Origin of the sequence: Streptomyces sp. NPDC020299, assembly GCF_044387825.1 — a bacterium.
Taxonomy (GTDB): Bacteria; Actinomycetota; Actinomycetes; order Streptomycetales; family Streptomycetaceae; genus Streptomyces.
In genome coordinates this window covers 122,307-141,802 of the sequence record NZ_JBIRWL010000009.1, presented here as the reverse complement: position 1 = coordinate 141,802, position 19,496 = coordinate 122,307, and the positions used below count along the sequence as shown (strand labels likewise).

Below are 19,496 nucleotides of genomic sequence, written 5' to 3'. Positions count from 1 at the left end.
CTTCCCGAAAACTCACCGGACTTGACGGGAAAATCTTCAACATTGTCATTGACATGCCAGGCTCTACGCGCGTCATCATGAGGCCCATGAGATTCCCCCCACGGATCACCCGCATCGGTGCCTCGGCCGCCCTCCTGTCCGCCCTCTTCGTCGGCGGCACCGTCTCCGCCGGCACGGCGGACGCGGCCGCAGCCTCCGTCGGCAGCATCTGCTACAGCGACCTGCCCTCGCAGGCGTACACCACCCTGAAGCTCATCGACCAGGGCGGTCCGTTCCCGTACTCGCAGGACGGGGTCGTCTTCCAGAACCGGGAGAGCGTCCTGCCCAGCCAGCCGAGCGGCTACTACCACGAGTACACGGTGAAGACCCCCGGTTCCTCCACGCGCGGTGCACGGCGCATCGTCACCGGCGAGGACAACCAGGAGGACTACTACACCGCGGACCACTACGCCACGTTCGACCTGGTCGACTTCGGCTGCTGAGCCGAGGCGACGGGCCCGAGGGAACAGGCCCGAGGGAACGGCGCGACCCGCCGGGGCCCCGGCCGGCGCTCAGCCGGGGTCCCGGCTCTCCGCGGCGGCGAACAACGCGAACGCGAGCACCACGAGCGCGATGCTCGCGTAGACCTCGTAGCCGTCGAGGAAGCCGAGCCGCTGCACGAGACCCACGTGCCAGTGGGTGAACTCGTGCACCAGGCCCAGCACGCCCTGTACCAGGGCGATGAATCCGATCAGTTCCAGCACCTGTTTCATGACACGACCCTCGCCCCGCGGCCTCCCCCCACGCATCGGCCGCGGGGCGAGTCGTGCCCGCCCAAGGACTGCGCTGCCGCCGGGGCGGGCCGCCGAAAGTCCATGGTGGCCCGACTTTCGTCGCCGATCCCGCGCGAGGGGCGGTGCCCCGTCCGGTGGCCGCATAGATTTGCCGACCGTGAAGTCGTCGATCGCGCAGGTTGAGATGCCGCCCGGGGCGCCGCAGGCGTTCGCGGTCCGCCGGTGGCTGTTCCCGTCCGCCCTGATCCACGAGCTGGACCCGGACGCCGTCACCGCCGGGCGGCGGCCCCGGCGCACCGCGCGCGACTGGCTCGTCGACTTCTGCTGCTTCCTGCTCGCCGTCGCCGTGGGCCTGGCCGCGGCGGACACCCTGCGGCACGACCCCCACATACCGCACGCGCTCGCCGTTCTCGACCAACTGCTCGGCGCGCTCGCCTGCGCGGCGCTCTGGCTGCGCCGCCGGTGGCCGGTCGGGCTGGCCGTCGCCATGGTCCCGGGCAGCTTCCTGTCGGACACGGCGGGCGGCGCCGCCATGGTCGCCCTGTTCACCCTCACCGTGCACTGGCCCTTCCGGTACGTGGCCTGGATCGGCGGCATCGAACTCGCGCTCGTCCCGGTCTACTTCTGGCTGCGCCCCGACCCCGACCTGGACTACGCGGGCATCGTCGCGTTCACCGTGCTGCTCACCCTCTCGGTCATCGGCTGGGGCATGTTCGTCCGCTCCAAACGGCAGCTGATGCTCAGCCTGCGCGACCGCGCCCGCCGCGCCGAGACCGAGGCGCGGCTGCGGGCCGAACAGGCCCAGCGGCTCGCCCGGGAGGCCATCGCCCGCGAGATGCACGATGTGCTGGCCCACCGGCTCACGCTGCTCAGCGTGCACGCGGGCGCCCTGGAGTTCCGGCCGGGCGCGCCCACCGAGGAGGTCGCCCGGGCCGCCGGCGTCATCCGGGAGAGCGCGCACGAGGCCCTTCAGGACCTGCGGGAGATCATCGGCGTACTGCGGGCGGGCGAGCGGGACGACGCGGGCCGGCCCCAGCCGACGCTCGGCGCGCTGGACGCCCTCGTCGCCGAGTCACGCGCGGCGGGCATGCGGGTCACCCTCGACGCCCGCGTCACGGACTCCGCCGCCGTTCCCGCTTCCGTCGGCCGCACGGCCTACCGGATAGCCCAGGAGTGCCTGACCAACGCCCGTAAGCACGCCCCCGGCACGGAGGTCACGGTCACCGTGGCGGGAGCCCCGGGTGACGGCCTGGCGGTCACGGTGCGCAATCCGGCGCCCGGGGCCGAGGTGCCGCCCGTCCCCGGCTCCGGCCAGGGCCTGATCGGGCTGACCGAGCGGGCCACCCTGGCCGGGGGACGGCTGGAGCACGGGGCGACGGGAGGCGGCGGTTTCGAGGTGCGGGCCTGGCTGCCGTGGGCAGAGCAGTGATTTTGTAGTGCCCATGGCTGCGATCAGACTGCTGCTCGTCGACGACGACCCCCTGGTGCGGGCGGGCCTGTCCTTGATGCTGGGGGGCGCCGACGACATCGAGATCGTGGGGGAGGCCGCCGACGGCGGCCAGGCCGAGGCGCTGGTCGAGCGCACCCGTCCGGACGTCGTCCTGATGGACATCCGCATGCCCTCGGTGGACGGCCTGACCGCGACGGAGCGGCTGCGCGGCCGCGCGGACGCCCCGCAGGTCGTCGTCCTCACCACCTTCCACGCCGACGAACAGGTGCTGCGGGCGCTGCGCGCGGGCGCCGCCGGGTTCGTCCTCAAGGACACCCCGCCCGCCGAGATCGTCGCGGCGGTCCGCCGGGTCGCGGCCGGCGACCCGGTGCTGTCGCCCACCGTCACCCGCCAACTGATGGCCCACGCGGCCGGCAACGCCGCCGACACCCGTCGCACGCGCGCGCGTGAGCGGCTCGCCGACCTCAACGACCGCGAGCGCGAGGTCGCCGTCGCGGTCGGCCGTGGGCTCGCCAACGCCCAGATCGCCGCCGGGCTCTTCATGAGCATCGCCACCGTCAAGACCCACGTCTCCCGCATCCTGGCCAAGCTCGACCTGAACAACCGCGTGCAGATCGCCCTGCTCGCCCATGACGCGGGGCTCCTGGAGGAGAAGGACTAGGGGGTGTTTCGAAAGTCCCGCACAGCACCCACGGCGCCCGGCACGCACTCTCGCCGCACCGGCCAAAAACCCAAGTACGTCCAGTACGAGGGCTTTCGTCCGGCACGCCGAGAGCACGCACCGGACACCGCGGGCACCGCACAGGACTTTCGAAACACCCCCTGGGAGATGGACCAGGCGAGCCAGTCGGTGTAGCGGGTGGGGATGACATATGGACCAGCGTGTGGGCGCGGCAGCCATGCGTGGGCGGGACCCCGCGGGCAGCCGGTCAGCCCGGTGCCGACTCCCGTTCGCCGGGGATCTCCGCCAGCCGTACCGGCCTGTGCTCCCGGCGGGACAGTTCGCAGGCCTCGGCCACCCGCAGCGCCTGCAAGGCCTCGCGGCCGTCGCAGGGGTTGGCACGCTCGCCGCGGACGACCTCGACGAAGGCGCACAGTTCGGCCTCGTAGGCGGGTCCGAAGCGTTCCAGGAAGCCGGTCCACGGCTTGTCCGCGGCCGGCGGCCCGGTCGGCTCGGTGGACGCGATGGGCGTACGGTCGTCCAGGCCGACCACGATCTGGTCCAGCTCACCCGCGAGCTCCATGCGGACGTCGTAGCCGGCGCCGTTCAGCCGCGTCGCCGTAGTCGTGGCCAGCGTGCCGTCGTCCAGGGTGAGCAGGGCCGCGCCCGTGTCGACGTCACCGGCCTGACGGAACATCGCGGGCCCGGCGTCCGACCCGGTCGCGTACACGTCGACGACCTCCCGCCCCGTCACCCAGCGCAGCACGTCGAAGTCGTGGATCAGCGTGTCCCGGTACAGCCCGCCGGACAGCGGCAGCCAGGCGGCGGGGGGCGGGGACTGGTCCGAGGTCAGCGCCCGTACGGTGTGCAGCCGCCCGAGCCGTCCCGAGCGGATCGCCTCGCGGGCGCCCGCGTAGCCGGTGTCGAAGCGCCGCTGGAACCCCATCTGCAGGACGGTCCCGGCCGCGTCGACCTCGGCCAGCGCTTGCAGCGTGCCCGGCAGGTCCAGGGCGATCGGCTTCTCGCAGAAGACGGGCAGGCCGGAGCGTGCCGCCCGGCCGATCAGGTCGGCGTGGGCCGAGGTGGCCGTGGTGATCACCACGGCGTCGACGCCCCACCTGAAGATCTCGTCCACTCCCGGCGCCGCCGTCTCGCCGAGGCGGTGCGCTAGCTCCTGCGCCCGCGCCGGTTCCGAGTCCGTGAGAATCAGGGAACCGACCTCGCGGTGGCGGCTGAGCGTGTTCGCATGAATGGTGCCGATGCGGCCCGTCCCGATGACCCCGATGCGCATGGAAACAAAGTGAGGGCCGACCCCGTACGCTGTCAATGCGTATGTCCGGACAATCGGACTACACGACTTCCCGTCAACCAGCCACGGAGCTACGCTCGGGCCGTGCCGAAACCAGATGTGGACCCCACAGTGTCGCTCGACCTCAGTGTGGACCGGAGCTCGCCGGTGCCGTTGTACTTCCAGCTCTCCCAGCAGCTGGAGGCCGCGATCGAGCACGGCGCGCTCACCCCGGGCAGCCTGCTGGGCAACGAGATCGAGCTCGCCGCACGGCTCGGCCTGTCCCGGCCCACCGTGCGCCAGGCCATCCAGTCCCTCGTCGACAAGGGCCTCCTCGTCCGCCGCCGCGGCGTCGGGACGCAGGTCGTGCACAGCCAGGTCAAGCGCCCGCTGGAGCTCAGCAGCCTCTACGACGACCTGGAGGCGGCCGGGCAGCGCCCCGCCACGAAGGTGCTGGTCAACACCGTCGTCCCGGCGTCCGCCGAGGTCGCGGCGTCGCTCGGCGTCGCCGAGGACAGCGACGTGCACCGCATCGAACGGCTGCGGCTGGCCCACGGGGAGCCGATGGCGTACCTGACCAACTACCTGCCGCCCGGCCTGCTCGACCTGGACACCGCCCAGCTGGAGGCGACCGGCCTGTACCGCCTGATGCGCTCCGCCGGGATCACCCTGCACAGCGCCCGGCAGTCCATCGGCGCCCGGGGCGCCACGGCCGCCGAGGCCGAGCGGCTGGCGGAGACGGAGGGCGCACCGCTGCTCACGATGCAGCGCACCACCTTCGACGACACCGGCCGCGCGGTCGAGTTCGGCGACCACACCTACCGGCCCACGCGCTACTCCTTCGAGTTCCAGCTGCTCGTACGGCCTTGACGCCGGGGCGGTCGCATCGTCCACCTCGTCTACATGTCCGGACAATATGACCGAAACTTCCGCCCCGTCATAGGGAATCTGTTCCCTGTGCCCGGCACGGGTGTTGTGTTGGTCACCCACAATCCTCAAGACGGCGGCCACGCAGCCCTCCTTGTCTCCCCCTGACGGCGCCGCCCCGCGGGGTGAGGCAGAATCGGGGCCGATGAGCACCTACCGCGACCTCACCGCCCCCATCGGCTCCCGCCGGGCCACCGTGCTGCGCACCGTGGGCACACGGGAGCGCCGGTCCCTCCTGACCGCGCCCCGCGTGCCCACGGTCGGCATCGACATCGGCGGCACCAAGGTCATGGCGGGCGTCGTGGACGCCGACGGCAACATCCTGGAGAAGGTCCGCACGGAGACCCCGGACAAGTCCAAGAGCCCGAAGGTCGTCGAGGACACCATCGCGGAACTGGTCCTGGACCTGTCCGACCGGCACGACGTGCACGCGGTCGGCATCGGCGCCGCCGGCTGGGTCGACGCCGACCGCAACCGCGTCCTGTTCGCCCCCCACCTGTCCTGGCGGAACGAGCCCCTGCGCGACCGCCTGTCGGGACGGCTGTCCGTCCCGGTCCTCGTGGACAACGACGCGAACACCGCCGCCTGGGCCGAATGGCGCTTCGGCGCCGGCCGCGGCGAGGACCACCTCGTCATGATCACGCTGGGCACCGGCATCGGCGGCGCGATCCTGGAGGACGGCCAGGTCAAGCGCGGCAAGTACGGCGTCGCCGGGGAGTTCGGACACATGCAGGTCGTGCCCGGCGGCCACCGCTGCCCGTGCGGCAACCGCGGCTGCTGGGAGCAGTACAGCTCCGGCAACGCGCTGGTCCGCGAGGCACGCGAGCTGGCCGCCGCCGACTCCCCGGTCGCCTACGGGATCATCGAGCACGTCAAGGGCAACATCGGCGACATCACCGGGCCGATGATCACCGAGCTGGCCCGCGACGGCGACGCGATGTGCGTCGAACTGCTCCAGGACATCGGCCAGTGGCTCGGCGTCGGCATCGCCAACCTGGCCGCCGCCCTGGACCCGTCCTGCTTCGTCATCGGCGGCGGCGTCAGCGCCGCCGACGACCTGCTGATCGGCCCGGCCCGCGACGCCTTCAAGCGCCACCTCACCGGCCGCGGCTACCGCCCCGAGGCCCGTATCACCCGCGCCCAGCTCGGCCCGGAGGCCGGCATGGTCGGCGCCGCCGACCTGGCCCGCCTGGTCGCCCGCCGCTTCCGGCGCGCCAAGCGGCGCCGGGTGGAGCGCTACGAGCGCTACGAGCGGTACGCCGAGTCCCGCCGCACCCAGGACACCGCATGACCGCCTCGCTGCCCCGCCAGGCCGCGCCCCCGGACGAGCAGACGCGTCATCCGGCCGAGGACCCGCGCCACAAGGCGAAACGCAGGACGCTCACCCTGCTGATCATCGGGCTGCTCATCGGCGTCCCGGCCGGCTACCTGGTGATCTCCGCCAACCAGAGCCGCGACAGCGGCAAGGACAAGGAGCAGAAGTACTCGGCGACCGGCCTCACCGCGGGCTGGCCGTCGAAGGTGCAGCGCCGCCTCTACCGGGTGCCCGTCCCGCACCCGGCCGACCAGATCGCCTACTACGAGACGAACAACTGGAAGACCAGCCGCCTCTACGTGCAGTTCCGGACCAACAGCGCCGGTCTGGACAGCTTCCTCGAGAGCATCGACGTCAGCCGGGACGACCTGAAGAAGGGCGACATCAGCATCAGCGCCCGCGACCAGAAGATCACCGGCTGGACCTTCGCCGGCGCCGGGCCCTGGTGGGGCCTCACCCACAAGCAGAAGAACCCGGCGCCCACCGAGGACGTCATCGTGAACCTGGCCGACCCGAACTTCCCGATGGTGTACGTCGTCTCCCGCACCGTTCCCTGACGAGGCGAGTTCCTTGAGGGCCGGCCCCCGGCAGTCGCCGGGGCCGGTTGTCAGACCCCGCCCGTAGAGTCGGAGACGTCTGATCCGACACAGGGGCGGGAGGTGGCAGAACGTATGAGCGGCACGGCTGCGGTGGCCGGACGCGCGGGAGGACCCCCCGGGGAAGGGGAGGCCGTCCCGCTGCGGCTCGCGGCCGTCTACCTGCCCGCGCCCCTGCCGCGCGAGGGCCGGATCGCCTTCTGGGACCCCGGCGACGGACCGGCCGCACCCGAAGCGGCCGAGGAACCGGCGGGCGTGCGCCGGGACGAGCTGACGGTCGTACGGCGGCACGGCCCGGGCGTGCGCCGCAGGCAGGTGCCCGCCCTGTCCCTGCCGCTCGAGCAGGCCCTCCCGTTGCTGGTGCGGGCCCGCCGGGACCCGGCCGCCCACCCGGCCACGGCCTGCTGGGGCGCCGCCGCCCTGTACGCGCTCCGGCTCGCCGCCCGCGGCCGCCTGCTGCCCGGGCTCACCCCCGCCGGGCACGACGCCTGGCGCGCCGGCCCCCTGGACCCCGACGACATCGCCCACCTGCGCGCGGTGGCCGCGGCCCTGCCCGCCGAGGGCCACGCCGTGCCGCTGCCCGGACCGGGCCCGCTGCGGCTGCCCGAGCCGGAGGCGCTGCTGCGCTCCTTCCTGGACGCGGTCGCGGACACCCTGCCCCGCACCCCTGCCGCGCCCCACACCTCCGGCAGGCCCTTCGCCGCCCGCGAACCCCAGTCGCTGCCCGACGCCCGCGACTGGGCCGCCGAGGTCGCCGCCGGCATGGACGCGGGCGTGCGGATCTCGCTGCGCCTGGACCTGTCCGCGTACGACCTCTTCGACGGGGACGCCGACAGCACGGGGGCGCGCGGCGCGGGCGCGGCCATCGTCCAGGTGCACAGCCTCGCCGACCCCACCCTGATGGCCGACGCGGCGGCCCTGTGGGCGGGGGAGGCCGACGCCGCGTTCGGGCCACGCGCGCGCGTGGACGCGGCTCTCGCGGTGCGCCGCGCCGCCCGGGTGTGGCCGCCGCTGGACCGGCTCGCCGAGCACGAGGTGCCCGGCGTCCTCGCCCTGTCCGAGGACGAGCTCGGCGAACTGCTCGGCGTGGCGGCCGGCCGGCTCGCCGCGGCCGGGGTCGCCGTGCACTGGCCCAGGGACCTGGCGCAGGACCTGAGCGCCGCCGCCGTGGTCCGGCCCGCGCCGGGCTCGGCGACCGACGGCACCGGCTTCTTCGAGAGCGAGGAACTGCTCCAGTTCCGCTGGCAGCTGGCGCTCGGCGGCGACCCGCTCACCGAGGGCGAGATGGACGCCCTCGCGGAGGCCCACCGCCCGGTCGTCCGGCTGCGCGACCGCTGGGTGCTCGTCGACCCGGCCCTCGTCCGCAAGGCCCGCAAGCGCGAACTGGGCCTGCTCGACCCCGTCGACGCACTGTCCGTGGCGCTCACCGGCAGCGCCGAGGTCGACGGCGAGACCGTGGAGGCGGTGCCCGTCGGCGCGCTGGCCGCCCTGCGCGACCGCCTCACGGCCGGGATCCGGCCCACCGAGCCGCCCGCGGGCCTCGACGCCACGCTCCGCGACTACCAGCTGCGCGGCCTGGCCTGGCTCGACCTGATGACCTCCCTCGGCCTCGGCGGCTGCCTCGCCGACGACATGGGCCTGGGCAAGACCATCACGGTGATCGCCCTCCACCTGAAGCGGGCCCGCCCCGAACCGACCCTCGTGATCTGCCCCGCTTCCCTGCTGGGCAACTGGCAGCGCGAGATCGCCCGGTTCGCGCCCGGCGTCCCCGTCCGCCGTTTCCACGGCCCGGACCGCACCCTGGACGGCCTCGACTCGGGCTTCGTCCTCACCACGTACGGCACCATGCGCTCGACGGCGGCCCGCCTGGCCGACCAGCCGTGGGGCATGGTCGTCGCGGACGAGGCCCAGCACGTCAAGAACCCGTACTCGGCGACCGCCAAGGCCCTGCGCACGATCCCGTCCCCCGCGCGCGTGGCACTGACCGGCACCCCGGTGGAGAACAACCTCTCCGAACTGTGGGCCCTGCTCGACTGGACCACCCCCGGACTCCTGGGCCCCCTGAAGGCCTTCCGCGCCCGGCACGCGCGCGCGGTGGAGAACGGCGAGGACGAGGAAGCGGTGCGGCGCCTCGCCCGCCTGGTCCGCCCCTTCCTGCTGCGCCGCAAGAAGTCCGACCCCGGCATCGTGCCCGAACTGCCGCCCAAGACCGAGACGGACCACCCCGTCCCCCTCACCCGTGAACAGGCCGCGCTGTACGAGGCGGTGGTGCGCGAGTCGCTGCTGGTGATCGAGACCGCGGAGGGCATCGCGCGCCGGGGCCTGGTCCTGAAGCTGCTGGGTGCCCTCAAGCAGATCTGCGACCACCCCGCGCTGTACCTGAAGGAGGAGGCACCCGGCGACCGGCTCGCCGCCCGCTCCGGCAAACTCGCGCTGCTGGACGAGCTGTTGGACACCCTGCTCGCCGAGGACGGCTCGGCGCTGGTCTTCACACAGTACGTCGGCATGGCCCGCCTCATCACCGCCCACCTCGCCGCCCGCGCGGTCCCGGTCGACCTTCTGCACGGCGGCACGCCCGTCCCCGAGCGCGAGCGCATGGTGGACCGCTTCCAGAGCGGTGGGACGCCGGTCCTCGTCCTCTCCCTCAAGGCCGCCGGGACCGGCCTGAACCTCACCCGCGCGGGCCACGTCATCCACTTCGACCGCTGGTGGAACCCGGCCGTCGAGGAACAGGCCACCGACCGCGCCTACCGCATCGGCCAGACCCAGCCCGTCCAGGTCCACCGCCTGGTCACCGAGGGCACCGTCGAGGACCGCATCGCCGAGATGCTCGCCGCCAAGCGCGCCCTGGCCGACGCGATCCTCGGCTCCGGCGAGTCGGCCCTGACCGAACTGACCGACCGTGAGCTGTCCGACCTCGTGTCGCTGAGGAGGCCGTCGTGACGGGCGCGGAGACGGGCGAGGAGAGGCGCCCGGGGGACGCGGCGCGACGGGCCCTGCGGGAGGCGCTGGAGGCCCGGGAGCGGGGGAGCGGCCTGCTGCGGAGCAAGGACCGGGCCGTGGCAGCCGAGGCCGGGGCCGCGACAGCGCCCGAGGCCGGGCCTGGGGGCGGCCCCGGGCCGACCGGGGACGCGGCCGGCCATGAGGTGCGGATGCCGGGACCCGGTGCCCGGGAGGAGGGCCCGTCGCTGGAGGGTGCGGCCGGGACGGCGCCCGAGGCCGGGCCTGGGCGCGTCCCCGGGCCGACCGAGGGCGAGACTGGCCGGGAGGAGGAGCCGTCGGCGGAGGGGGTCGCCGATCGGGCGGGCGCGGCGACCGGGCGTGACGCGCCGCGGCCCGGTGATGCCGCGCGCGCGGCGCTCCGGTCGGCCGTCGCCGCCCGGCGGGGTGCGGGTGCGGCTGCCGAGTGCGGTGCCGGACCGGCCGCGCCTGCCGCGCCTACCGCCCCTGCGACTCCCCCGCAGGAGCCGGCACCGGGCGCCGGGGACCGCCCGGCTCCGGAGGCGGCACCGAATCATGGGCCGGTCGAGCCGGGCGGACGTCCGGGAGACATCGCCCGGGAGGCGCTGCGAGCCGCTCGCCGCGCGACTCGCGAGACGGAGCCCGCGCATGGCACCGAGTCCGCGGGCCGCCCGGCCACGGCCACGGCCCGCGGTGAGGTACCGCAGCGCGTCGAGCGGCGCAAGGTGGCCCAGGACATGCGGGAGTTCCTCGCGACCGCCTTCCGGATGCCCGCGATGTCGGACGAGCCGAGCGAGACGGCCGACGCCGGTGACCCGCCGGCGCCGGCGACCGTACCCGGCCCGCCGGACAGTTCGCCCACCGCCGCCGCACCCCCGGAAACCCCGGCACCGGCAGCCACGCCCCCCTCGACGACGGCACAGCCCCTCCCGAGCGCGCCCCTACCGACCGTCCCCCACACCATGGCCACTCCCCACCGCGACCACGACCTGCGCCGCACCTTCCCCGCCTTCCCGGCCCGCCCGACGCAAGGGGCCCGGTTCGCCGGGACATGGTGGGGAAATGCCTGGGCCGACGCGCTGGAGCAGGGCGCGCTGGACGTGAAGCGGCTGGCGCGCGGGCGGGGATACGCCGAGCAGGGGCATGTGGACGCGATCACCGTGACGCCGGGACTCGTGCTGGCGTACGTGCGCGGCAGCCGCCCCCGGCCGTACCGCGTCCAGGTGCGGCTGCGCACGCTGGAGGAGGCCGACTGGGAGCGGTTCCTGGACACGGCCGCCGACCGGCCGGGACACATCGCCGCCCTGCTCGACAAGGAACTGCCCCACTCCCTCGCCGACTGCGGCGTCCCCCTGCTGCCCGGCCCCGGCGACCTGGCGCCCCGGTGCAGCTGCCCCGACTCCGGCCACCCCTGCAAGCACGCGGCGGCGCTGTGCTACCAGACGGCCCGCCTGCTCGACGCCGACCCCTTCGTGCTGCTCCTGCTGCGCGGCCGGGGCGAACGCGACCTGCTGGACGCGCTGTCCCGCCGCAGCGCCGCCCGCGCGGCCCGCGCCGACCGGGAACGGCAGCCGGCGTCCCTGCCCGGCGTCCGCGCCGCCGACGCCCTCGCCCCACGCGGCCTGCCGCCGCTCCCGCCGCCGCTGCCCGCACCCCCGCACCCCCAGCAGCCCCCGGTGTACCCGGCGGCGCCGGGCGGCCCCGACCCCTTCGCGCTGGACCAGCTGGCGACCGACGCCGCCGCCCGGGCCCACACCCTGCTGACCACCGGCCGCGACCCGGTCGGCGAACTCACCCTCTGGCAGGACGCGGTACGCCAGGCGGCGGCCCGCCCCGGTTCCGGGCTGACCGCCGGCACCCGCGCGCTCTACGCCGCGCTGGCCGCCGCCGCGGCCCGCACCCCGGCCGAGCTGGCGCGCGCGGTCGCCGCCTGGCGGCAGGGCGGGCTGGAGGGGCTCACCGTCCTCGAGGAGCCCTGGGACCCGCCGGCGGGCCGCTTCGACCGGGCCCGCCCGCTCCTGCTCGCCGCCGACCTCCCGGCCTTCCGCCCCTGGCGCAACCGCCTCACCCACCCCCGGGGGCACGTCCAACTCCGGCTCGGCCGCGACCACTTGTGGTACGCCTACGAGTCGGAGCCGGACCACGACGACTGGTGGCCGCGCGGCACACCCGATCCGGACCCGGTCGGCGCGCTGACGGGCCTGGGCGTCCCCGGTGAGCCGTGAGGCCGGCCGGCCGCGGCGACCCCGATGGCGATGAACAGCCAACCGGTCGTCAGCTTCCAACGCCGGCAGATCTTCGGGAGGGCGAGCAGCTCGCGCAGCCGTGCGGGACGGCGGCCAGGGCGAACCAGTAGGCGACGCCGATCAGGACGTCCAGGATGCAGAGGAAGAAGATCTGCCGTGCCGTGGACCCGCCGCCGTGGACGAACTGCGGCAGGATGCTGAGGAACAAACAGCGCCGCCTTCGGGTGAGCACGTTGGTGAGGAACCCTGGGTGAAACCGGCCCGCCGGGCGGCTGGCATCGCCCGGATGCCCAGGTGGACGAGACAGGCCGTGCGCAGCAGCTTGATGGCGTCGTAGACGACCGTGGAGCGGGTGGTGATCAGCGACAGCCCGAGGGCGGCGGCGAGCAGGTGCACGCACAGCCCGCTCTGGGTGCCCAGCGCGCCGTCGGACCAGAACACCCCGTGTGCGCGGGTGCCTGTGACGAACGCGGGGTTGTAGCCGCGGAAGGTGCCGTTGTGCTCGCCGGGCTTCCACACGTCGCACTCGTGGCGCACCAGCGTCGGTTCGAAGAGAAGAACGGGTCTGGTGCGCCACTGAGCCTTTTCCAACCTCGTCCCTACGATGGCCAGTTGGGCTGACAGCGCAGTGAAGCCCCTGGTAGATGGGGTTTCGACCAAGAGAACCATCTCCACCAGAGGCTTCGCATGCTTGTCTATCCGTCTGGGATCGACCTGTCCAGCTCCGCCCTGCGCTTCCTGTCGGCTCAGCTGCGGGCCCATCGTCGACGACGCGGCACCCGCTGGCGACGACTGAGTGCCGACCGCCAGGCCCTGCTGGCGCTGGCCCACCTGCGGTGCGGGCACACCTATTCCCAGCTCGCGGCCGGGTTCGGTGTCGGCACCACCACCGCCTACCGGTACATCGCTGAGGCCGTCGACGTTCTGGCCGCACTCGCCCCGGACGTGGCTGCCGCGGTGAAGATGGCGGCACGCAAAGCGTTTCGTGATCCTCGACGGGACGCTGCTGCCGATCGACCGGATCGCCGCCGACCGCCCGTTCTGTTGAGTCGGCACGGAGCGCGGTGCCGGTGTTGCCACCGGTCCGTTTCTCCGTGCCGCTCGCCGAACCCGGCGTGCGGCTCTCACCGCACCGGGCTCTCCACCGTCTCTGCCGTTCAAGCGTGGTTGAGTGTCCAGGGGTTGGGGATCGTGTTGCCCCGGTATCGGTGGCGTGTGACCGCGATCGAGACCATGGGGAACAGTTCGATCCCGTCCGCCGAGAGCTTGTGCCACCGGCCGTTGCAGTCGGTGAAGCGTCGGCGGACGTCCTTCCATCTCCAGCGATGCAGCACCATCCACCAGCTGGTCACCCGTCGCCATACGAACTGGTCCAGGGCTTTCAGCGTGGTCTTGCATACCGCATGCTTGAAGTAGTTGACCCAGCCGCGCAGAATCGAGTTGATCCTCTTCAGCACGGTCCCCGGGTCCTGCTGCGACGTTCTGTTCGTCAGGGCACGGATCTTGTCCTTCAGCTGCCGGATGGGCCTCTTGGCGATGAAGGTGTAGACGTACCACTTGTTCGAGCCTCGCTTGCGACGCCACTGGATGTGGAACCCAAGAAAGTCGAACCCGTCCGACATGTGCACGATCTGCGTCTTGGCCGGTGACAGCCTCAGCCCGAGAGGGTGCAGTACGTCGGCGATGTCCTCGCGCAGACGGGCGACGTCATCACGGCTGCCGTCGACCAGGACGACGAAGTCATCCGCGTAGCGGACGATGCGCCAGTTGGCGCGGCCGTGGAGACGATGGTGTGCCCGCCTGCCTCTGGTGGACATCCTCCCGCCCGGCTCCCACGGCTCCATCACGCGCTCGTCGAGGGCGGACAGGGCGATGTTCGCCAGCAGCGGGGAGAGGATGCCGCCCTGCGGAGTGCCGGTGAAGGTCTCCTCGCGGCCGCCGCCCTCAGTGAGGACGCCGGCCTTGAGGAACGCCTTGACCAGCCGCAGCACGCGCTTGTCCTTGACTCTTGCGCGCACCCGGTCCATCAGGGCCGTGTGGTCGATGGAGTCGAAGCACGCCTCGATATCCGCATCCAGCACCCAGCGGTAGCCGCTGGTGCCGTAGCGGTGGATCTCGGCGATCGCGTCGTGTGCGCGCCGCATGGGCCGGAAACCGTAGGAGACCGGCAGGAAGTCGGCCTCGAAGATTGGCTCCAGCACCAGCTTGAGGGCTGCCTGGACCACCCGGTCGGAGACGGTAGGGATGCCGAGCTTGCGCACCTTCCCGCTTCCGCCGGGCTTGGTGATCTTGCGTTCACGCACCGGCAGCGGGTGGAATTCACCCGTCTTCAGCACGCGTTGCAGGTCCTCCAGGTAGCCCGGGAGGCCGAGTTCCCGCTCGACGTTGACGACCGTGAGGCCGTCGACGCCCGGGGTCCGGGCTCCCTTGTTACCCGCGACCCGTTCGAACGCCACGAGCAGCGTCGCCGGGTCGCATACGAGGTTGAACAGATCGTCGAACCTGCGGCCATGGTCGGCCGCCGCCCAACGGTGAAGTTTGGCCTGCATCCCCGATACCCGCTGGTGAGACCCCAACGGGGCCTCGGGGGCACCACTGTTCAGCGGTGCGTCTTTCGGCATTGCAGCCTCCTTCCCTTCTCGAAACCGCTGCCGCCCTTCCCCATGTACCGGGCTCTCCCCGGCTCGGAGTACTACGGCGGCTCCGCCCCGTCCCGGCCCGATCGGCCGACGATGGACCCAGCCCTCCGCCCGAGCTGGATGCGCGGCAGGAGGGCGGAACCGGGACGGTTCCCGTGTTCGCTCGCTGTTCGATCGTCGGAGTAGGAGCCCGGCTATGCCCCCGCGGCCTCGCCACGGCTACCCCGCAGCACTTCACCGTGGCCTCCCCGCGCGACCGAAATAGACCACCCGGAAAGTTCCCCGCCAGCCGAATATCCAGCAGGGACGCACCGCATCCAGCCCTCATCCACCAGGTTCGAGCTGGCGTGCCTTAAGGAGGCGTAGACGCCGGTTCCTCGCGTACTCCTCTCCGTCTCGCTTGCCGGACCCGCACCATCTGGCAGTACTGGCACGTCCCGGCTTTGTCGGGGCTGCTTCCCGCCGTCCCCGGCACCTCCCGGTTCAGGCTGCCCCCAGCTTCAACCGCCCTGCTGCGACAGGGCGATGGCGGTGGTCTTTCACCTCCGCTCGAACAACGAGCGCCTCACGGCGCACACTCCGGGAAGCACAAAAAGCACGGCATGAACGTGCAGGTCATCGCCGATCCGCATGGCCGATTGCTGTGGGCCTCGCCGGCCTTGCCGGGCGCCGTTCACGACATCAAGGCCGCCCGCACCCACGGCATCATCGACGCCCTCACCGATGCGGGCTTGGCCTGTTGGGCGGACAAGGGCTACCAGGGTGCCGGTGGGACCGTCCGGGTGCCCTTCCGCGGCAGGTGGGATCGACTTTCTGCAGGTCAGCAAGCCGTCAACCTGTCACATGCGCGTATCCGCGCGTTGGGTGAGCAGGCCATGGCTGCCCTGAAGCAGTGGCGCCTGCTGCGGAAGCTCCGGTGTAGCACGACCCGTATCACCGACACCGTGAAGGCCGTCCTGGTCCTCCACCTCGCCACTGCGGGCTGAGCTCAGCCCGCAGCATTCACCAGGGCCATCAATTCGGCCTCGCTGGTCCCGGTTGGCAGACGCACGTCGAAGGTGTAGCCCTCATCGCAGAACACCAGGTAAAGGTGCATGGGTACCAGCCTACGGAAGGCGATCGCCAACCAGATCGCGTCCTCCTCCCAAACGTCCATGTACAGGCAGGTCCCGTCCTCGTGCAGATAAGCCTCACGCGGGCCGTACTCCGTGTCGAACCTCCAGATAAGACTGCGCACTTCACTACGGTGCGACGAATCGATCTCGACCTCGGCCCACCGAGCACGGATCGCTTCGGTCAGCGCATCCCGATCGACGTGCCACCCGCCCGCATCACCCTCGACCACTGCCAAGAACGTCATAGCCAGGGTCTATCAGATGCCCATGACACAGCGCGGATCAGCGGTTGCCCGAAGTTGGAATGGGCTCACTGACCGCTCGGTGTCGTCCGCGGGGGACGCCGAAGGGCACCGGCACGGTCTGCGGCAGCGGCACCGCCGCCCCGACGGGCTGCGAGTTTCAGGGCGTGGAAGCCGCTCCGGAAGATTTGGGCTCTTTTGCTTGCCCAGGTACGTTCTGGAGCGTTCGTCACCTCCAGGGATTTTGAGACCCATGCCAGCACTCACGGCCAATCCACCTGGACGCTCCATACATCCGATGTGACCTGCCGCAGGCGGAACGAGATCGCCGGGAACTCTGCCGGTCACATTGCCTGGTTGGAGGTCGAGGCCCCGAGCAAGATCAAGGGCGTGAGAATCCGCGGATCGGTCGTGGATCACGAAAAAAGGAGCAGTGATGGCTGACGAATACTCGCTCGATGCCGCCAGTATCAACATTTCCTACCCGGCCGGCGTTGTGACGCCGAACGATGCCAACAAGGGTGACAAGGACTTTTCCCTCGCCCACTGGAACGAGGACCACAAGGACGACCGGGACTGGTAAGTAACACCGGGTCATTCAGCGGTAACCGGCACTAAGAAAGAGACGCCTCCGTGCAATCAAATGCCGCTCTCCTTCGGGTTGCAAGCCTGAGCGTCGAAGAGATTTCACGGGGCGACTCCGAAGCCGATCGCCTGCGTGAAACTTTCGTCAGGCAGGCGATCGGTCTCGCTGCTGGCCATGACATTCTGAACGGTTCGAGCCAGCGTATCGAGGAAGCCATCGCGCGATACGTGTCAAGAATGGGTGGGCGGGCTACACCATTCGGACTGCTGGCCGGCACGGCCTTTGTCGACACCGGGGCCACGCGCCGTCTGGAACTTGCGGACCGCCGTTCCCACCAGGCATTCATCAGGATCGACATCGCTGCACTGGAGCTGCTCGTCGCCGCCTACTGCCCCTCCGTGCCGACCACGCTTCTGCGGCCCGGGGAGGAACCCCTTGCGCTGACTCTGTCCGCGCTGAGGCAGGCTGGCGCCACACCACAAGCCGACGCGCTCCACGCACTCGCATCGTCCGTGTGCGGACCCCGGCCAGTCGCCCAGATATCAACGGACCAGCTCAACATGGCCTGGCACGCTGCAGCAGCAACGCTGCCCGAGCTCGCCGGAATTCATGAGAAGAAGAGGTTCCACGTAGACCTGGACCTCATGCTCACTGCGACTCAAATCGAAGGGGGCCTGGCCGAGGAACTCGACCTGGCTCTTCGGCGACTGCAACTACTTTTCCGTTCGAGCGACCCGCTGAAAGATTTTCGTGAAGAATTTCGCTGCCGCTTCGAAGATGGGGCAGTACCGCTGTGTGAGGTACTTGATTTCAAGCATGGCCTCATGGAAAAGAGTGTCGCCGTCACATCACAGCTGGCCGACAGGGCGGGCGTGGAACGAAGACGAACGTCCACGAGTGAATCGACCGTTCCAGATATCTCGATCGCGGCGTACGACCATTGGCGCTCGACGGGACGGCCGTACGACCTCACCGACCAGCCGGTCGCGCCGCATGGTGTGGCCCGATCGGTTCAAGCAGCGCTCATCGGACCTCAGGCGGAGGCACACGACGCCGTGCTGATCAGTGGCCAGGAGCGATCCCCACTGGCTTCCCTGGCGCGGTTCGCTCTTTCACGACCGGACCGGGAGGCGGCCTTGCACGACTGGCTCGCGTCCCGTGACTACGGGCCGGAAGACCCCATCGTCGCCGAGCTCGTCCATACGTCCAGGGGGCGAGTCGGCAACATCTTGCTCCGTCCGCGCTTGCACCGATGGAGCATGGGCTCGGGGCAGCAATCGGATGCCACTCTGCATCCGGAGCATCTGCTGGTCTCACTTGCGGGGGACCAGTTCGTCCTGCGACATGCCCCGACCGGCAGGCCGGTCCTGCTGGAACTCAACTCGGCTCACTCTGTGGACCATCCGGGCAATGACCCTCGCTATCGACTCCTCGCGAACATGAGTGGCGTCGCGGGCATCGGCTGGAGATGGGGTGGACTCACGCGGATGTCACACCTGCCCCGGGTCACCTGCGGGCGGATCATCGTCCAGCCCGAGCGGTGGCGCTTGGGTCCGGACGAGGTGAACCGCGTGCTCGAAGCCTCCTCTCCGGCAACTGCTTTGCAGGCACTACTGCCCGGCCTGGAAGACCGCAGATGGGTCGGCTGCGGCACGAAGGATCGGCTGATCCCCGTCGACCTTCACTCCTCGCGTGCAGTCTCCGCGCTGATCGGCAGGGCGGCCCGTACCGGGGCGATCGACCTCACTGAACTTCCTCACGTGGAGAGCCCGGCGGTGTCGAGTGCTCAGGGACACCATGTGGCAGAGGTCTGCTTCCCCCTGTCCACCACGGGAATACGGGCGTCGAGCTCCCCGCAGGGCCATGCCCCCCGTGTCAGCGGTGCCTCATGGGTGTACTTCACCTACTACTGCAGTGTGTTGACCGCCGACGAGGTCGTTCTTCAGGCACGTGAGTGCGCAGATCGCCTCCGCGAGGACGGGCGAGCATCCGCCTGGTTCTTCGTCAGATATGGAAAGGGCGGAAACCACGTACGCGTACGCCTTCGTCCGTCCGGTGACGGGAACCGGGCAGATGTGGTGGCAGAACTCGACGCTCTCGGCCTTCGCCTCATCAGTTCCGCACTGGCGACTCGCGCCACAACAGATCAGTACGTACCGGAGGTCGCAAGGTTCGGAGGACCTCAGGGTCTTGCACGCGCCGAGGAGCTCTTCACGGTCGACAGCGACTGTGTATGCGATTTTCTCGCGCAACGTCCGACCGAAGAAAAGCGCTTGTTTCGAGGAATCGCAGACATCTTGCAGTGGTCGGAGACCTTCTTTCCGGAATATCACGAGAAACGACTTATCGAAATTCTGCGAAGAAGAGGGAACCCCTCGACGTCGGGACGTCAACTCGGCAGTCGCTACGGCGAATTCTTCCGTGAACAGAGGAAGAACCTGGACGACTACCTGTCTACCGGCAAAGCAGGCGTCCGCACCCATACTGCGCTTCGAGGAGTCCGAGACACACCACCGCCACCTGGGATCGCTGAAATCTCAGGCCGCGATGGAAAGGAAGAGGTCTTTCGCGCGATCATGCACCTGCATTTCAACAGACTTTTCGCGGTCGACATCCAACGTCTCGAACGCCTCGCTTACGACTTCGCCGTGCGCAAGATCCTGGAACGTCATGCCCGAGCCATGCAGTAAGAAGAGT

General features: G+C 71.0%; 14 protein-coding genes and 3 pseudogenes. 12 read left to right on the top strand and 5 right to left on the bottom strand.

Annotated elements, in window-relative coordinates:
- Positions 1 to 86: 86 nt before the first annotated feature.
- Positions 87 to 482: a ribonuclease gene (locus tag ACH45E_RS23580; protein ID WP_361439439.1), complete on the top strand. Its 396-nt coding sequence runs from the start codon at positions 87 to 89 to the stop codon at positions 480 to 482.
- A 69-nt stretch (positions 483 to 551) separates the two neighbouring features.
- Here the strand turns inward: ACH45E_RS23580 and ACH45E_RS23575 are convergent, their stop codons facing one another.
- Positions 552 to 752 (bottom strand): hypothetical protein, encoded by a 201-nt coding sequence (locus tag ACH45E_RS23575; RefSeq protein ID WP_361439437.1) that lies wholly within the window; start codon positions 750 to 752, stop codon positions 552 to 554.
- A 205-nt stretch (positions 753 to 957) separates the two neighbouring features.
- Between ACH45E_RS23575 and ACH45E_RS23570 the strand changes: the two genes are divergently transcribed.
- Positions 958 to 2,202 (top strand): histidine kinase, encoded by a 1,245-nt coding sequence (locus ACH45E_RS23570; RefSeq protein ID WP_361440239.1) that lies wholly within the window; start codon positions 958 to 960, stop codon positions 2,200 to 2,202.
- A 13-nt stretch (positions 2,203 to 2,215) separates the two neighbouring features.
- A complete protein-coding gene (locus tag ACH45E_RS23565; RefSeq protein WP_361439436.1) occupies positions 2,216 to 2,884 on the top strand; it encodes a response regulator transcription factor in 669 nt (222 codons plus the stop codon).
- A gap of 268 nt (positions 2,885 to 3,152) precedes the next feature.
- Here ACH45E_RS23565 and ACH45E_RS23560 read toward each other — a convergent pair whose 3' ends face one another.
- Positions 3,153 to 4,175, bottom strand: coding sequence for a Gfo/Idh/MocA family oxidoreductase (locus tag ACH45E_RS23560; RefSeq protein ID WP_361439434.1), 1,023 nt, complete (start codon positions 4,173 to 4,175; stop codon positions 3,153 to 3,155).
- 129 nt (positions 4,176 to 4,304) lie between these two features.
- Between ACH45E_RS23560 and ACH45E_RS23555 the strand changes: the two genes are divergently transcribed.
- The 5 genes from ACH45E_RS23555 (at position 4,305) to ACH45E_RS23535 (ending at position 12,196) form a co-directional block, all read left to right on the top strand.
- The gene (locus tag ACH45E_RS23555) at positions 4,305 to 5,042 is read left to right on the top strand and encodes a GntR family transcriptional regulator (RefSeq protein WP_361440236.1); all 738 of its coding nucleotides are present in this window, start codon (positions 4,305 to 4,307) and stop codon (positions 5,040 to 5,042) included.
- 202 nt (positions 5,043 to 5,244) lie between these two features.
- Positions 5,245 to 6,390: an ROK family glucokinase gene (locus ACH45E_RS23550; protein WP_361439432.1), complete on the top strand. Its 1,146-nt coding sequence runs from the start codon at positions 5,245 to 5,247 to the stop codon at positions 6,388 to 6,390.
- Entirely contained in the window at positions 6,387 to 6,971 is a 585-nt protein-coding gene (locus ACH45E_RS23545; RefSeq protein ID WP_361439430.1) for a sugar kinase, read from the top strand. Before ACH45E_RS23550 ends, ACH45E_RS23545 begins: the two co-directional genes overlap by 4 nt.
- 114 nt (positions 6,972 to 7,085) lie before the next feature.
- A complete protein-coding gene (locus ACH45E_RS23540) occupies positions 7,086 to 9,953 on the top strand; it encodes a DEAD/DEAH box helicase (protein WP_361439428.1) in 2,868 nt (955 codons plus the stop codon).
- Positions 9,950 to 12,196, top strand: coding sequence for an SWIM zinc finger family protein (locus ACH45E_RS23535; RefSeq protein WP_399041370.1), 2,247 nt, complete (start codon positions 9,950 to 9,952; stop codon positions 12,194 to 12,196). The genes ACH45E_RS23540 and ACH45E_RS23535 overlap by 4 nt, the downstream gene beginning before the upstream one ends.
- Before the next feature lie 426 nt (positions 12,197 to 12,622).
- Here ACH45E_RS23535 and ACH45E_RS23530 read toward each other — a convergent pair.
- Positions 12,623 to 12,760: pseudogene (locus ACH45E_RS23530) on the bottom strand (diaminobutyrate--2-oxoglutarate transaminase); the annotation flags it as partial.
- A 144-nt stretch (positions 12,761 to 12,904) separates the two neighbouring features.
- Here ACH45E_RS23530 and ACH45E_RS23525 point away from each other — a divergent pair.
- A pseudogene (locus tag ACH45E_RS23525) lies at positions 12,905 to 13,259 on the top strand (transposase family protein); the annotation flags it as partial.
- Positions 13,260 to 13,374: 115 nt separating this feature from the next.
- Here the strand turns inward: ACH45E_RS23525 and ltrA are convergent.
- On the bottom strand, positions 13,375 to 14,838 hold the full coding sequence (gene ltrA / locus ACH45E_RS23520) for a group II intron reverse transcriptase/maturase (RefSeq protein WP_361439426.1): 1,464 nt from the start codon (positions 14,836 to 14,838) through the stop codon (positions 13,375 to 13,377).
- 593 nt (positions 14,839 to 15,431) lie between these two features.
- On the opposite strand from ltrA, the pseudogene ACH45E_RS23515 reads away from it, so the two are divergent.
- Positions 15,432 to 15,842: pseudogene (locus ACH45E_RS23515) on the top strand (transposase family protein); the annotation flags it as partial.
- Positions 15,843 to 15,844: 2 nt separating this feature from the next.
- Here ACH45E_RS23515 and ACH45E_RS23510 read toward each other — a convergent pair.
- Positions 15,845 to 16,216, bottom strand: a complete 372-nt coding sequence (locus ACH45E_RS23510; protein WP_361439425.1) for a hypothetical protein — start codon at positions 16,214 to 16,216, stop codon at positions 15,845 to 15,847.
- Between the two features lie 433 nt (positions 16,217 to 16,649).
- Here ACH45E_RS23510 and ACH45E_RS23505 point away from each other — a divergent pair, with 433 nt between their 5' ends.
- Together ACH45E_RS23505 and ACH45E_RS23500 are read left to right on the top strand one after the other, a co-directional pair.
- A complete protein-coding gene (locus tag ACH45E_RS23505) occupies positions 16,650 to 16,796 on the top strand; it encodes a hypothetical protein (protein ID WP_361439423.1) in 147 nt (48 codons plus the stop codon).
- Between the two features lie 50 nt (positions 16,797 to 16,846).
- The gene (locus tag ACH45E_RS23500) at positions 16,847 to 19,489 is read left to right on the top strand and encodes a thiopeptide-type bacteriocin biosynthesis protein (protein WP_361439421.1); all 2,643 of its coding nucleotides are present in this window, start codon (positions 16,847 to 16,849) and stop codon (positions 19,487 to 19,489) included.
- The last annotated feature ends 7 nt before the right edge of the window (positions 19,490 to 19,496 follow it).